The following is a 15,304-nucleotide window of genomic DNA, read 5'->3' as shown; positions in this document are numbered from 1 at the left end:
GACTCAGATCAGCCGCCAGGCCGCCAGCGCCAGTCCCGGCTCGTCCTGCTGGCGGGCCACCCGCAGTTCGCCCTCCGGCGTGGCCGTCACGGCGACGACGCGGCCCTCGGCGTCCTCCGCGAGCGCGACCCGCGAGCCCGCGGGCAGCTCGGGCCCCGACTCGGTCCACCACAGGCCCGCCGCCTCCCGCTCGGTGGGGTAGGCCGCGAAGGCCACCCGCCCCGAGGACGAGCGCTGGGCGAGCAGCGTGCAGTCGTGGCCGTCCAGCGCACAGCGCAGCAGCGCCACCGGACCCGGACCGGCCGCGGTGATCAGCGCGACCGGGTCGCCGTCGGGACGCCAGGCGTACAACATGCCCCCGGGATCCGCGAAGAAGAGCGTGGTGTGCTCCTTCGACGTGGGCAGCGCGCTCAGTGAGCCCGGCGCCACCGGCACCGCCAGCGGGTCCGCGGCGACCGGACGCGCGCCGGGCTCCCGCTGGTACCAGCGCAGGACGCCGTCGGCGTTGGTGGCGTACACCTCGACCCGGCCCGACTCCGCGGTGACGGCGACGAGTTCCTCGTGCACCCCGGTGCCCGGCAGGTCGTGCCAGCCGTTCCAGCCGCCGCGCTCCTTCTGGTTGGTGGTCCGGACGTTCTGGTTCCCACTGCGCACGAAGAGATGGGCACGCCCCTCGGCGTCCACGGCGACCGCCGGCATCCCGGTCCGCTCCCCCTTCCTGTCGGGGTGGCCGATCGGAAGCCAGTCCAGCGGGGCGAGGTGCGGGCGGAAGTGCGTGGAGTGCACGAGGCCCGCCTCGCCGTTCGGCGTGGGACGCCAGGCGACGAGATGCGCGTACCCGTCGGCTCCCTGGCCGACCGCGATACCGGGCAGCAGCCGCTGCTCGCCGCCCGCCCTGCGCGGTGGCAGCCAGGCGCCGCCCGGATGACGTTCGGCCCGGCAATGGACGGCCTCGCCCCTCGGGGCGTAGACGCCGAGCCGCCCGTCGCGGCCTCGTATCACCCAGTCACCGTTCACCGCAGGGACCATTGGCACGCTCCTACCTTAATCGGGCGCCCCTCGGGATCCCCTCGACGGCTCGTGGGACCCTTGCGGACATGACTGCCCCGCTCCTGGTGATCGTCGACGCGGCGAACGTGGTCGGTTCGGTACCCGACGGCTGGTGGCGCGACCGGCGCGGCGCGGCCGAGCGCCTGCGCGACCGGCTGGCGGCGGACGGACTGCCGGGGCACGCCGAGCCGGTGGAGATCGTCCTGGTGGTGGAGGGCGCGGCCCGCGGGGTGGAGTCCGTGCCGGGCGTGCGCGTGGACGCGGCACCCGGCAGCGGCGACGACCGCATGGTCGAGCTGGCCGGCGAGGCCGGCGACCGTCCGTGCCTGGTCGTCACGGCCGACCGTGAACTCCGCCGCCGGGTCATGGAACTCGGCGCGCGCGTGGCGGGACCACGGTCGGTGAACCGCTAGTGCCGCGCCTTCGGGCGCTCCCCCGACGGCCTCCCCGTACCGGTGGCTCACGGGGTCCCCGCACCCCTCGAAACCCGCGCGTACAGCACCGCTCCGTCCACCTCCCCGACCTCCTTGTATTCCGCCACCAGCACCTTGCGCAGGCTCGGCACCCGCTGCGGGGCGTAGGGCTTGCCCCGGGAGTCGTCCACGACGAGGGCGGGGGCATGGGCGGCCAGTTCGGCCCAGAAGGCCGGCCAGGCGCCCTCGACGCCGTACTTCTCGCCGACCCGGGGGCCGTTGCGGCCGCCGCTGTAGTTGGTGAGGAGACCGGCCGTCAGGAAGCGGCTGGCGGGGGCGCGGTCGGCCAGCCAGTACGTCTCGGGGTGCATGCCCCAGACGAGGACGCGGTCCCCGGGCTCGGTGCGGCGTGCCGTGGCCTCCGCCAGACGCTGGACGTGGGCGAGTTCGGTCCGGGGCGCGAACAGGCCCCAGGCGAGGAAGAGACCGCAGCACAGGGCCGAGGTGACGACGGCGCTCACCGCGCGGTCGCGGGGCAGGACCCGCAGGGCGGCGGTGGCCAGCAGGGCCAGCGGCGGCAGGAGTTGCAGGTAGTAGTGGCCGAAGAAGTGGAACCCGGCCAGCACCGCCCCCGCCGACGCGGCCAGCCACAGCCACAGGTCCGCGGCCTCGGCGCGGAGCACCCGCAGGGCCCGTGCCACCGGCGGCAGCAGACCCGCGCAGCCGAGCGCACAGAGCGCGGTGTTGGCCAGGCCGCGGGTCAGCACGTGCAGTTCGGAGCCGGTGAAGGAGGCGTACGCCGCCGACCCGGTCACCGTCCAGAACAGGAAGCCGGCCGGGTCGGTGGCCAGGGCCGCGCCCAGCACCGGCAGGACGGCCCCCGCGACCAGCCGTGCCAGAGGGCCCCGCGCTCCCCCGCCCGTGCGGACGTACAGCCAGATCACCGGCAGCAGCACGGCCGCCCCGGTCTGCTTGGTGAGGAAGGCGGCGGCGACGGCCGCGCCCGCGGCACCCCAGCGGCCTCGGTCCGCGCACCACATGGCGGCGGCGGTGCAGGGCAGCATGAACACCTCGAAGCCGGCGGCCTGCGCGTCCTGCGGGTTGAGCCCGACGGACACCAGCAGGTACAGCACCCCGGCGGTGCGGCCCGCGCGATCGCCCCAGCGCCGTCGTGCGAGCGAGGCGAGCAGGACGGCGGTGAGCAGTTGCGCGAGCACCGCCAGGATCCGGACCGGGGCGAGCGACTGCGAGCCGACGAGGGCGAAGGCCCCCTCGTACAGCCACGGCACCAGCGGCGGTTTGCGGTCCACGACCGTCTCGTACAGCTCCCCGCCGTGTGCCAGCAGGCGTGCCTGTACGGCGAGAAAGCCCTCGTCGGGGTTCCACAGCGGGCGGGTGAAGGAGGGCACCCGGGTGAGGCAGGCCAGGGCGGCCAGCAGGGGCAGCAGCCCGGTCCAGTAACCGTGCGCCGCCCCTCGTTCGACTACGGAGCGTGGTGGGGCGAGGGGCTCGACGCGCATGGGCCGTACGCTATCCGGCCCCGCATCTCCCGACTAAGCGGGACATACGAGGCCGGACGCTTCGAGCGGGACGCTCACGCCGTGTCGCCGTGCGGGGGGTGCTTGACTTCCTCGACCGTGGTCTCCTCGTGGCGGCCGAGACGGCTGTGGGAACGGCCGTACAGGAAGTAGACGACGATGCCGATCGCCATCCAGACGGCGAACCGGATCCAGGTCTCGGTGGGCAGGTTCAGCATCAGCCACAGCGAGGCCAGGACGGACACGATCGGGAGCACCGGGACCCAGGGGGTGCGGAAGGAACGGGGCAGGTCGGGGCGGGTCCTGCGCAGGATGATCACGCTGATGGCGACGATCACGAAGGCGAACAGGGTGCCGATGTTCACCAGCGCCGCCAGCTCCTGCAGGGGCGTGAAGCCCGCGAGGACCGCGATCAGCACGCCGAGCAGGATGGTCGGCCGGTGCGGCGTCCTGAAGCGCGGGTGGACGCGGGAGAAGAAGCGCGGCAGCAGACCGTCGCGGCTCATCGCGAAGAAGACACGGGTCTGGCCGAGCAGCAGGATCATGCAGACGGTGGTCAGGCCGACGGCGGCGCCGAAGCTGATGAACCCGGCGAACCAGGGGTGCCCGGTGGCCTTGAACGCGTCGGCGAGCGGCGCGTCCACGGACAGTTCGCTGTAGTGCTGCATGCCGGTGACGACGATCGACACCGCGACGTACAGGGTGGTGCAGATGAGGAGCGAGCCGAGGATGCCGCGGGGCATGTCGCGCTGCGGGTTCTTGGTCTCCTCGGCGGCGGTGGCCACGATGTCGAACCCGATGAAGGCGAAGAAGACGACGGAGGCGGCGGTGAAGATGCCCAGCACGCCGAAGTTGGCCGGTGCCCAGCCGAACATCACCTGGATGAGTGGCGCGTCCAGGCTGTGCCCGGCCGGGACGGGCTGCGGGTCGGGGATGAACGGGTCGTAGTTGCTGCTGGTGATGAAGAAGGCGCCCGCGATGATCACGACCAGGACGACGGCCACCTTGATGGCGACGACCACCGAGGTGACCCGCGCGGAGAGCTTCATGCCGACCACGAGGATGGCGGTGAGCACGAGCACCAGGGCGGCGGCGAGGATGTCGAAGCCGAAGCCGTCGGCGCCCTCCCGGGTGCCGAGCGCCTCCGGCAGTTGCCAGCCCGCGTTCTCCAGCAGCGAGGCGATGTACCCCGACCAGCCGACGGCCACCACCGCCGTGCCGAGGGCGAACTCCAGGACGAGGTCCCAGCCGATGATCCAGGCGGGCAGCTCGCCCAGGGAGGCGTACGAGAACGTGTAAGCGGAGCCGGCCACCGGGACGGTGGAGGCGAACTCGGCGTAGCAGAGCGCGGCGAGGGCGCAGACGACGCCGGCCACCACGAAGGACAGCGCGACGGCCGGTCCGGCGTTGTTCTTCGCGACCGCTCCGGTGAGGACGAAGATGCCGGTGCCGATGATCACACCGACGCCGAAGACCGTCAGGTCCAGGGCGGACAGGGATTTCTTGAGCGCGTGCTCGGGCTCCTCGGTGTCGAGGATGGACTGCTCGACCTTCTTCGTCCGGAAGAGGGTGCTGCTCACGGCGTACCTCCCACGCTTGCCGTCCTCGACATGATCGAGAGGGGGCGTAGTCCGTATGCCCCGAGGCCGCCGAATTCACGCGAAGAGGCCGGTCCCACCACTCTTCGCGGTGGTGGAACCGGCCCATTCAGGGGGACGCGGGGACGCGCGGGTCAGTCGCGCGCGGCCTCGATCTCGTCGGCGGCCGCCCGCTCGTAGCGCCCGTCGAGCCGCGAGACCAGGCCCGTGACCTGCCGGGCGATGTCCGGGGCGGTCAGCCCGATCTCGGCCATGACCTCGGCGCGCGAGGCGTGGTCGAGGAAGCGCGGCGGGATGCCGAAGTCGCGCAGCGGTACGTCGACGCCCGCGTCCCGCAGCGCCTGGGCGACGGTCGAGCCGACGCCGCCGACGCGGGAGTTGTCCTCGACGGTGACGACCACCCGGTGGCGCTCGGCGAGCGGGGCCATGGCCTCGTCGACGGGCTTGACCCAGCGCGGGTCGACGACGGTGGTGGAGATGCCCTGCTTGTCGAGGAGCGAGGCGATCTCCAGGCACATCGGCGCGAGCGCGCCGACCGAGACCAGGAGCACGTCCGGCGTGGTCGTGCCGGGCTCGCGCAGCACGTCCATGCCGCCGACCCGGCCCACCGCGGGGACGGCGGGGCCGACGGCGCCCTTGGAGAAGCGCACCACCGTCGGGGCGTCGTCGACGTCGACGGCCTCGCGCAGCTGGGCGCGCACCTGCTCGGCGTCGCGCGGGGCGGCGAGCCGCAGGCCCGGGACGACCTGGAGGATCGACATGTCCCACATGCCGTTGTGGGAGGCGCCGTCGGTGCCGGTGACGCCGGCCCGGTCCAGCACGAAGGTCACCCCGCACTTGTGCAGGGCGACGTCCATGAGGACCTGGTCGAAGGCGCGGTTGAGGAAGGTGGCGTACACGGCGAAGACGGGGTGCACCCCGCCGGTGGCGAGGCCGGCCGCGGAGACGGCGCCGTGCTGCTCGGCGATGCCGACGTCGTAGACCCGGTCCGGGAAGACCTTCGCGAACCGGTCGAGGCCGACCGGCTGGAGCATCGCCGCGGTGATGGCGACGATGTCCTCGCGCTCCTGGCCGAGCTTGACCATCTCGTCGCCGAAGACGGAGGTCCAGTCGGCGCCCGAGGAGGCGATGGGCAGGCCCGTGTCGGGGTGGATCTTGCCGACGGCGTGGAAGCGGTCGGCCTCGTCCTGGAGGGCGGGCTGGTAGCCGCGGCCCTTCTCGGTGAGGCAGTGCACGATCACCGGGCCGCCGAAGCGCTTCGCGCGGGCCAGGGCGGACTCCAGGGCCTCGATGTCGTGGCCGTCGATCGGGCCGACGTACTTGAGGCCCAGGTCCTCGAACATGCCCTGCGGCGCGATGAAGTCCTTCAGGCCCTTCTTGGCGCCGTGCAGGGTGTCGTAGAGCGGGCGGCCGACGACCGGGGTGCGCTCCAGGACCTCCTTGGTGCGGGCCAGGAACCGCTCGTAGCCGTCCGTGGTGCGCAGCGTCGCGAGGTGGTTGGCGAGGCCGCCGATGGTCGGGGCGTAGGAGCGCTCGTTGTCGTTGACGACGATGACCAGGGGGCGGTCCTTGGCGTCGGCGATGTTGTTCAGCGCCTCCCAGGCCATGCCGCCGGTGAGCGCCCCGTCACCGATCACGGCGACCACGTGGTCGTCGCGTTTGCGCAGCTGGTTGGCCTTGGCCAGGCCGTCGGCCCAGCCGAGGACCGTGGAGGCGTGGCTGTTCTCGATGACGTCGTGCTCGGACTCGGCCTGCGAGGGGTAGCCGGACAGGCCGCCCTTCATCTTCAGCCGGGAGAAGTCCTGCCGCCCGGTCAGCAGCTTGTGGACGTAGGCCTGGTGGCCGGTGTCCCAGAGCACCTTGTCCTTCGGCGAGTCGAACACCCGGTGCAGGGCGAGGGTCAGCTCGACCACGCCGAGGTTGGGTCCGAGGTGGCCGCCGGTCTTGGAGACGGCCTCGACAAGGAAGGTCCGGATCTCCTCGGCCAGCTGGGTCAGCTCCTCCAGGCTGAGCCGGTCCAGATCGCGCGGTCCCGTGATGCGGGTCAGCAGCGGCACCCGTGCCTCCTTGCAGTAGAGCTGTTGCCGGGCTCGTCGAGTCTAATGTTCCGCCCGGGCGCCCGACGCCAGGGCGGTGGGTCGTACCTCACGCGTTCGGCTCCACCCGGCGAGAGCCGCTTCGACGACATGACGGTGCCCGGCACCTCGTCGGTGCCGGGCACTGTCCGTTGCGGCGTGTGGCTAGGCGCGGCCGGCCGTCTTCTGCGTCTTGCGGGTGATCGAGTCGATGACCACCGTGGTCAGCAGCACACCGGCCGTGATCATGTACTTCACCGGCTCGGCGATGGACTCCAGCTGGAGGCCGTACTGGATGGAGACGATCACCAGCACACCGAGCAGCGCGTTCCAGGTGCGGCCACGGCCACCGAAGAGGCTGGTGCCACCGATGACCGCCGCGGCGATCGCGTTCATCAGCAGGTCACCGGTGCCGGCGCTCTGGTTGGCGGAGGCGATCTTCGAGGCCAGGAAGAGACCGCCGATCGCGGCGAAGCCGCCGGAGATCGCGAACACCGAGATCCGGACCGCGGTGACGTTGATGCCGGCACGTCGCGAGGCCTCGACGCTGCCACCGAGGGCGAAGACCTTCCGGCCGTAGGAGGTGCGGCGCAGGACGAAGTCCGTGCCGACCAGGAAGACCAGGAAGATCACGGTCGCCAGCGGCAGGCCCTTGTACTGGTTGTACATGAACGCCGCGGCGAAGGAGACCACCGCGAGCAGGCCCGTGCGCATCAGGGTGTCGCTGAGCGGCCGGGACGGGACGCCCGCGGCCTCACGGCGCCGGTTGCCGAGGAAGGAGGTGACCAGGAAGACCGCGGTCACCACCGCCGCCAGGCCGTACGCGGCGGCGACGTCCGTGAAGAAGTACGTCGTCAGCTTGCCGATGAAGCCGTCGCTGTCGAGGTTGATCGTGCCGTTCTCGCCCAGCGTCTGGAGCATGAAGCCGAGCCAGAAGAGCAGACCGGCCAGCGTCACGGCGAAGGCCGGGGCGCCGAGCACCGCGAAGAAGAAGCCGTGCAGCGCGCCGATGGCGGCACCCGCGGCGACGGCGAACAGCACGGCCGCCCACTCGGGCCAGCCCTGGTTCACCGCGAGGACGGCCGCGATCGCGCTGGAGGCACCGCTGACCGAGCCGACCGACAGGTCGATCTCGCCGAGCAGCAGCACGAAGACGATGCCGACCGAGATCATGCCGGTGCCGACCATCGTGACGGTGATGTCGTTGATGTTCTGCGCGGACAGGAACGCGGAGTTCAGGCTCTGGAAGACGACGCAGATGATGATCAGGCCGACGATGACCGGGAGGGAGCCCAGCTCACCCGCCTTCAGCTTGCGCTTGAACTCGCCGAGGTAGCCGGCCAGGCCCTGCTCGCGCACGAGCAGCCGGGGGTCGACCGCGGTCACCGCGGCGGCGGCCGCCTCGGGGTTCTCGACGGCGCTCTCGTCCGCCGCCGACGTGGAGGTCTTGTCGATGCTCACTGGGAAACCTCCCCGGTCGTGCGCGCCGCACGGCGGGTCACGGCGTTGTCGGTGGCGCCCGTGATGGCGGAGATGATCTCCTCCTGCGAGGTCGTCTTGACCTCGAAGACGCCGTTGTTGCGGCCGAGGCGCAGTACCGCCACCTTGTCGGCGACGGCCTTGACGTCGGCCATGTTGTGGCTGATCAGGATCACGGCGTGGCCGCGCTCCCGCAGCCGCTCGACCAGGTCGAGGACCTGGGCGGTCTGCTCGACGCCGAGCGCGGCGGTCGGCTCGTCGAGGATGACGAGCTTGGGCGCGCCGAGCATCGAGCGCGCGATGGCCACCGTCTGGCGCTGACCGCCGGAGAGCGAGGCGATCGGGATGCGGACGCTGGGAATGCGGATCGAGAGCGTCGTGAGGAGCTCGCGCGCGCGGCGCTCCATCTCGACCTCGTCGAGGACGCCCCACTTCTTCAGCTCACGGCCGAGGAAGAGGTTGCCGACGACGTCGATGTTGTCGCACAGCGCGAGGTCCTGGTAGACGGTCGCGATGCCCAGGGCCTGGGCGTCGTGCGGCCTGTTGATCGAAACGGCCTTGCCGTCCCATTCGATGACACCCTCATCGATGGGGTGCACGCCGGCGATCGTCTTGACCAGCGTGGACTTTCCGGCGCCGTTGTCGCCGACAAGGGCGACCACCTCACCGGCGTGGACCTCAAGCTCTACGTCGGTGAGCGCCTGGACGGCACCGAAACGCTTGGAGACCCCGCGCAACGCCAGCACGGGCGTAGCGGACACGTGAACCATCTCCTTCGCCGCCTGACCCGGCGGGAGGTTGTGCAGAAAGACTGGGGGGATGTTCCGTCCGGCGCCCCGGGACGAGCTTGCGGGGCTGTGTGTGACCAGGGGCGCCGGCGGAGCCTTGGGTACGGCCGTCCCGTACGGGAGCCCGCTGCGGGGCTCCCTTACGCGAGTGGGACGAGGACCGTGTCAGCCGCCGATGCCGAGCTTGTCGCAGGCGGACTTGTAGTTGCCGGCGCAGATCTCGTCGGCGGTGTAGATGCCGTCCTTGATCACGGTGTCGTTGATGTTCTCCTTGGTCAGGGAGATCACCGGGACCAGGACCGACGGGACGTCCTTGGCGCTGTCGCTGGAGACCTTGTCCTTGGCGATGGCGCCCAGGTCCTCACCCTTGGCCAGGGCGACCGCCATCTCGGCGGCGACCTCGGCCTCCTGCGGGTAGGACTTGTAGACGCTCATGAACTGCTGGTCCATGATGATGCGCTGCACGGCGGCGAGCTCGGCGTCCTGGCCGGTGACCGGGATGTCGGCGATGCCCGCGGCCTTCAGGGCGGTGATGATGCCACCGGCCATGCCGTCGTTGGCGGAGTAGACACCGGCGATCTTGCCCTTGCCGAGCGCCGTGATCGCCGCCTCCATGTTGGCGTTGGCGTTGTCCGGCGACCACTCCTTGGTGTCGTACTCCTTGCCGATCTTCACCTTGCCGTCGAGGACGGAGTGCGCGCCCTTCTTGAACATGGCGGCGTTCGGGTCGGTGACCGAACCGTTCATCATGACGATCTGGCTGTTCTTGGCCTTGGCGCCCAGGGCCTGGAGCAGGGCCTCACCCTGGGTCCGGCCGACCTCCTCGTTGTCGAACGAGGTGTAGGCGCTGATCGGGCCCTCGGCGAGGCGGTCGTAGGCGACGACCTTGATGCCGGCGTCGGCGGCCTTCTGCACGGAGTTCTTGATCGCCTTGGCGTCCACGGCGTCCAGGATCAGCACGTCCACCTTGTTGGTGATCATCGTGTCGACCTGCTGGGCCTGGAGGTTGGCGTCCTGGCGGGCGTTGTTGTACTGGATCTCCGCCTTGTTGTCCGTCAGCTCCTTGATCTTCTTCTCGATCAGCGGACGGTCGAACTTCTCGTAACGCGCGGTCTTGTTCTCCGGAAGGAGCAGGCCGACCTTGATGTTGTCGCCCTTGGCGGCGGAGCCGCTGGCGTCCTTGTCGCCGCCCGCTTCCTCAGCGCTGCCACAGGCAGCAAGCGAGACGGCCATCGCACCCGCGGCAATGGCAACGGCGGCACGACGCATACGCGTGTTCACTTCATAACCTCCCTGACGAGGCCGCGTCGTTGCGGCCGAGGTGGCTGGAAGTCAACTCGGCCACACGTGCGACGTCAAGAAGTAAATCCTTAACGGGTTGGCAACGGTGCCATCCGTTCTCTAAGTGAAGGCAGGTGCAACGGCCGGAAGAGAGCCGCCGACGCTGCCATCCAAAAGGGTCGAATCACCCATCTCGCTGAGCGCGAGGGCGAGCGCCCCGAGCACCTCCGCACGCCCGCCAAGTGCCCCCGGAAGCACCGACAGTTGGCGTGCGGCACTGGGGATCGCGTAGCGGCCCACGGACTCCCTTATGGGCCCGAGGACCAGCTCCCCGGCCTCGGCGAGATCGCCGCCCAGGACCACCCTGCTGGGATTCAGCAGGTTGCACAGGTTGGCCACCCCACTGCCGATGTGGCGGCCGACGTCGGCGATCACCCGGCGGCACCCCGGGTCTCCGTCCCGCGCGAGGCGCACCACGCCCTCCATCGTCAGGTCGCTGCCGTGACTGGACTGCAGGAGCGGGAGCACGTAGCGGGCGGCGGCGAAGGTCTCCAGGCAGCCCCGGTTCCCACAGCGGCAGACGGGGCCCGATTCGTCGAGCGTGATGTGTCCGATCTCACCGGCGGTGCCGCCCGGCCCCCGGTAGATCTTCCCGTCGATCACCAGACCCGAGCCGACCCCGCTGGCCACCTTGATGTAGGCCAGGTCGCGCACGCCCTTGCCGCCGCCCCAGACCAGCTCGCCGAGGGCGCCCAGGTTGGCGTCGTTGTCCACGTGCACCGGTACGCCGAGCCGCCCCCGCAGCTCCTCGGCGGGCCGTGCGCCGGTCCAGCCGGGCAGGATGGAGGTCGAGCCCAGCGTCCCGGACTCCACGTCGATCGGGCCGGGCACGCCGAGGCCCACCCCGGCGATCTTGGAGCGGTCCACCCCGGTCGCCGCGATCAGCCGGTTTATCAGCTCTTCGGCCCGGTCGAAGCCCTGGGCGGCGGAGGCGTCCACGTCCAGCGGCTCGGACTCCTCGGCCAGGACCTGGTGGGCGAGGTTCCCGACCGCGACGCGCAGATGGGTGTGGCCGAAGTCGACGCCGATGACGATGCCGGCGTCGCCGCTGAGCGAGACGCTGCGGGCCCGGCGGCCGCCCGCCGACGTGGGCGTGACCTCGACCGTGCCGCCGTCCTTGAGTTCGCGGACGATGTTGGAGACCGTCGCCGCGCTCAGTCCGGTCGTCCTCGCGATCTCCGCCTGGGTGAGGGATCCGGCCAGCCGTACGGCGCGGACCACCCGCTCGAGGTTGGCTCGGTGCAGCGACGACTGCGACCCCGGAGTCTCCACGACGACCTCCTGCGCGCGGGACCGCTTCGATGAGGCCCCGTCTATGTCCAACTAGTGAACTCTAAGCTGAGCCGTTCGGGTTGCCTCCCGTCAAGAGGTTGAACAGTTTCGAGGGGCCCGGCACACGCCACGCACACCCCTTCCTGGGCGGGAAGCGGTGTGCGTGCGCGCGGTTACGAAGCGCTACTCCCGTTACTTCAGGGTTGCCGAAGTCAGGCCCGCCTGTACCTGACGCTGGAAGGACAGGTACACGACCAGCATCGGGATCATCGCGATGGTCACGCCCGCGAACAGCACGGGCAGGTCGGAGGCGTAGCCCTGCTGCTGCTGGAGCTGGATCAGCCCCTGGGTCAGCACGTAGCGTTCCGGATCGTCACCGCTCTGCGGCTGCATGAGGACCGTGGGCAGGATGAACTGGTTCCACTGCCCGAGCGTGTTGAAGATCCCGACGCTGATCAGACCCGGCTTGGCCATCGGCAGCATGACCTGGAAGAACGTCCGGGTGTGCGAGGCCCCGTCCAGGATCGCCGCCTCGAAGACCGCCGTCGGCAGGGTCCGGAAGAAGGCGTGCATGAAGAACACCGTGAACGGCATCGAGTAGGCGACGTAGACCAGGATCAGCCCCTGGTACGTGTTCAGCATGTCCAGCCGCTTCACCATGAAGAACAGCGGGACCAGGGCCAGGAACACCGGGAACATCGCGCCGGCGACGAAGAAGTAGTACAGCAGCCGGTTGCCCCAGAACCGGTAGCGCGCCAGCACGTACGCCGCCATGGAGCCGAACAGCATGGTCAGCGGCACCGAGAAGACGAGCACGACGACCGTGTTGAGGAAGTAGTCGCCGATGCCCTTCTCCCACGCGCGCGTGAACACGTCGAGGGACCAGTTCTGCGGCCAGCCGAAGGCCGAGCCCGCGATCTGCGAGTCGGTCTTGAAGGAGCTGAGGATCAGCCACAGCAGCGGCAGGACGATCATCAGGGCCCAGAGGGCGAGGAACCCGTGCGAGAACGCGTTCAGCGTCACACCCTCGCCGCGTCGCTCGCCGGACCGGCCGGGGGGCCGGGAGGCGGGCTCCTCGGCGCGGGTGGGGGCGTTCTCCTTGATGGGTGCGCTCATCGTCGTCTCCCGCTCAGAACTCGACGCGCTCGCGGCGGGTGGCGCGCAGCATGACCACGGACAGGATCAGGGTGAGAAGCAGCATGACGACGCCCATGGCGCAGGCGTAACCGCTCTTCCCGTAGTAGAGGAAGTTGCGCATCATCACCGTCGACATGACCTCGCTGGCGTGGTCCGGTCCGCCGCCGAACTCGCCCGAGGTCATGGTGGACACCAGGATGAACATGTCCATCGCCGCGATACCGAGGTAGACCCACGCGGTCTGCACGGAGTCCCACAGCAGCGGCAGGGTGATGCGGAAGAACGACTGGGACCGCCCGGCACCGTCGATCAGAGCGGCCTCGTAGATGTCCCGCGGGATGGACTGCATCGCGGCGGAGAACAGCACCAGGTAGAAGCCGACCCCGTGCCAGACCACGACGAGGATCAGCGCCCAGAGCACGAAATCGGGTTCGTTGAGCCACTCGACGGGATTGTTCGCGTCGACCAGGCCCAGCTTCACCAGGAAGCCGTTGAGCATGCCGCCGCTGTCACTGCGGTACACGGCGCCGAACAGCACCGCGAGAATCGCCAGCGAGAGCACCTGCGGGAAGAAGTACACCACCTTGTAGAACCTGGATCCGGCCACGCCCGCGACCCCGCCGGCCCGGCTGCGCCCGCCCGCGTTCAGCATGAAGGCGAAGAACAGCGCGAGCAGAATGGTGATCACCGGGATGAAGACCAGGAACAGGATGTTGTGCCAGATGGCACCCATGAAGATGTCGTCCTGGAACAACGCCTTGTAGTTGTCGAGACCGACGAAGTCGAAGGTCTGCGACTGGCCCTTCCAGTCGGTCAGGGAGTACCCGAACGTCTGGATGTACGGCCAGATCACGAACGTCAGATAAAGCACCACGGGAACCAGGAGAAACCCCGCGACGAACCGGTACTGCCCTTTACGCATGAAACCTGCCCCTGCTGTCCCGATCCAAAGAGGCGCGGGAAACCGCGCGACAAGCCGGAGACGGCCCGTCCCCGCGCGGTCCCCCGCACCCCTACGGCACTCCCCGGAGAACTATTCCCGACGGTTGTTCTTGGACGCGGGATCCTCCGCCGCCTTGTCGACCGCGGCCTGCGCCCGCTTCAGCCACTCCTTGGGCTGAATTCGCCGCGCCATGAGCTCGTTGGACGCGTTCTGGATCGCGGTGTCCATCTCGCTGTACCACTCGGTGTACAGGAAGCGGAAGGTGTTGTCGCCGGCGGCCTTGGACGCCTCGACCGTGGACTGCGTACCGGGCCGCAGCTGGACGCTGGGATCGACGCCGTCCTGAAGGATGGTCAGCGAGTTCGCCTCCTTGGCGAACAGCGTCGACCACTCCCTGGACAGCATCATCCGCATGAACTCCTTGGCCGCCGGCAGATTCTTCGCCTTGGCCGGGATGATGAACGGCTCACCGGAGCCCGCGCGGATCGCCTCGAACGGCATGACGCTGTCCGGCAGCACCGGCATGGGCAGGAACTTCATGTCGAAGTCGGGGGGCGTCTGCTTGAGCTGCTCGTTCTCCAGCCAGGAACCGCTGGTGATGAAGGCGGCCTTGTACTGGTTCCACCGGGTCTGCGACTCGGTGTGGGTCAACCCGTTGGTGCCGGGCATCAGATAGCCCTTTTCGACGACGTCGTAGACGGCCTCGACGGCGGCCTGCGCCGCGTCGGAGCCGACGAACGCCTTCGGGTCCAGGTTGTCGATCGCCTTCATGGCGTCCAGACCGCCCTTCTTGGCGATCAGGTCCATGATGGCGACATTGATGTAGTACGGGTACTTGCCCTGGTGGGCGAGACCGCCGATGTTCTGGGACTTGGCGTCCTTGCAGATGGCGAGGAAGTCGTCCCAGGTCTTCGGCTCCTCCCAGCCCTTCTCCTTGAAGAGCTTGCCGGAGTACCAAAGGCCCCACACCGTGTAGATGTAGTTCAGCGCGACGACCTTGCCGCCCTGCAGACCCGGGTCCAGCGTGCCGGGAATGACGGTGTCGCGGACCTTTTTCGCGGGGTCGTCCACGCTCGGCGCGTCCAGCACCTCGGCGAGATCGAGCAACTGGCCGTTCTTGTACAGCACATCGATCTTGATCTTCTGGGCACCGGAGTTGTCCACGATGTCCGGCGGGTTGCCCGCGTTGAAGCGGGGCTGGAGCTTGCCGGTGATCTCCTGGGTGCCGGTGTGCGTGGAGGTGACGCTCCATTTCTTCTGGAACGCGGCCTCCCACGCCTTGGCGTAGTCGTCGCCATATCCGCCCTTGAAGATGACGACGTCGAGCTTGCTGCCCTCCTTCACGCCGAAGGGGTTGTCCTTCGACGTCTTGCCCTGGGAGTCACCGGACGATTCCTCGTCCCCGCCGCCACTGGCGCACGCGGACAGGAAGCTCATCGTGGGTACGGAGACCAGGCCGAGCGCGGCGGACCGTTTGATCAGTGAGCGGCGGCCGACGCCTTCGGCGCCGGAGTTCTCTGCGGATGGGGATCCCATGCTCAAGTCCTCGCCTTCTGAACAGGACTCAGGCGGTGAACCGGATCCTCCCCGGCACCGCGATCGGGTCAAGCAGGGTCGTGCGGGATGCGCGTGTGAATCGCCGACAGGTATAGTCCACTTCCCGCCAGCGG

Annotated in this window: 12 protein-coding genes; 1 reads left to right on the top strand and 11 read right to left on the bottom strand. The window is 69.6% G+C overall.

Annotated features, from left to right (window positions below):
• Nucleotides 1-3 precede the first annotated feature (3 nt).
• A complete protein-coding gene (locus ACZ7LV_RS11450) occupies nucleotides 4-1,029 on the bottom strand; it encodes a DUF8189 domain-containing protein (RefSeq protein WP_471939182.1) in 1,026 nt (341 codons plus the stop codon).
• A 68-nt stretch (nucleotides 1,030-1,097) separates the two neighbouring features.
• Between ACZ7LV_RS11450 and ACZ7LV_RS11445 the strand changes: the two genes are divergently transcribed.
• Nucleotides 1,098-1,463 (top strand): NTP pyrophosphohydrolase, encoded by a 366-nt coding sequence (locus ACZ7LV_RS11445; protein WP_471938152.1) that lies wholly within the window; start codon nucleotides 1,098-1,100, stop codon nucleotides 1,461-1,463.
• Between the two features lie 47 nt (nucleotides 1,464-1,510).
• Here ACZ7LV_RS11445 and ACZ7LV_RS11440 read toward each other — a convergent pair whose 3' ends face one another.
• From ACZ7LV_RS11440 to ngcE, 10 genes are all read right to left on the bottom strand, one after another.
• Nucleotides 1,511-2,983, bottom strand: a complete 1,473-nt coding sequence (locus tag ACZ7LV_RS11440) for an ArnT family glycosyltransferase (RefSeq protein WP_471938150.1) — start codon at nucleotides 2,981-2,983, stop codon at nucleotides 1,511-1,513.
• A 74-nt stretch (nucleotides 2,984-3,057) separates the two neighbouring features.
• Nucleotides 3,058-4,581, bottom strand: coding sequence for an amino acid permease (locus ACZ7LV_RS11435; protein ID WP_471938148.1), 1,524 nt, complete (start codon nucleotides 4,579-4,581; stop codon nucleotides 3,058-3,060).
• Nucleotides 4,582-4,733: 152 nt separating this feature from the next.
• The gene (gene dxs / locus ACZ7LV_RS11430) at nucleotides 4,734-6,656 is read right to left on the bottom strand and encodes a 1-deoxy-D-xylulose-5-phosphate synthase (protein ID WP_401678837.1); all 1,923 of its coding nucleotides are present in this window, start codon (nucleotides 6,654-6,656) and stop codon (nucleotides 4,734-4,736) included.
• A gap of 183 nt (nucleotides 6,657-6,839) precedes the next feature.
• Nucleotides 6,840-8,135 carry a sugar ABC transporter permease gene (locus ACZ7LV_RS11425; RefSeq protein WP_401678834.1) on the bottom strand — a complete coding sequence of 432 codons (1,296 nt, stop codon included), beginning with the start codon at nucleotides 8,133-8,135 and terminating at the stop codon, nucleotides 6,840-6,842.
• Nucleotides 8,132-8,923, bottom strand: a complete 792-nt coding sequence (locus ACZ7LV_RS11420) for an ATP-binding cassette domain-containing protein (RefSeq protein ID WP_471938145.1) — start codon at nucleotides 8,921-8,923, stop codon at nucleotides 8,132-8,134. Before ACZ7LV_RS11420 ends, ACZ7LV_RS11425 begins: the two co-directional genes overlap by 4 nt.
• 183 nt (nucleotides 8,924-9,106) lie before the next feature.
• Entirely contained in the window at nucleotides 9,107-10,210 is a 1,104-nt protein-coding gene (locus tag ACZ7LV_RS11415) for a sugar ABC transporter substrate-binding protein (protein WP_471939180.1), read from the bottom strand.
• A gap of 132 nt (nucleotides 10,211-10,342) precedes the next feature.
• A complete protein-coding gene (locus ACZ7LV_RS11410; RefSeq protein WP_471938143.1) occupies nucleotides 10,343-11,554 on the bottom strand; it encodes an ROK family transcriptional regulator in 1,212 nt (403 codons plus the stop codon).
• Between the two features lie 192 nt (nucleotides 11,555-11,746).
• On the bottom strand, nucleotides 11,747-12,670 hold the full coding sequence (locus ACZ7LV_RS11405; RefSeq protein WP_471938141.1) for a carbohydrate ABC transporter permease: 924 nt from the start codon (nucleotides 12,668-12,670) through the stop codon (nucleotides 11,747-11,749).
• A gap of 13 nt (nucleotides 12,671-12,683) precedes the next feature.
• Nucleotides 12,684-13,613 (bottom strand): carbohydrate ABC transporter permease, encoded by a 930-nt coding sequence (locus ACZ7LV_RS11400; RefSeq protein WP_471938139.1) that lies wholly within the window; start codon nucleotides 13,611-13,613, stop codon nucleotides 12,684-12,686.
• Nucleotides 13,614-13,724: 111 nt separating this feature from the next.
• Nucleotides 13,725-15,170, bottom strand: a complete 1,446-nt coding sequence (ngcE, locus tag ACZ7LV_RS11395; RefSeq protein WP_471938137.1) for an N-acetylglucosamine/diacetylchitobiose ABC transporter substrate-binding protein — start codon at nucleotides 15,168-15,170, stop codon at nucleotides 13,725-13,727.
• Between the last annotated feature and the right edge of the window lie 134 nt (nucleotides 15,171-15,304).

The organism is Streptomyces sp. NPDC107562, from assembly GCF_055657325.1.
This window is presented reverse-complemented; position numbering and strand designations above follow the sequence as displayed.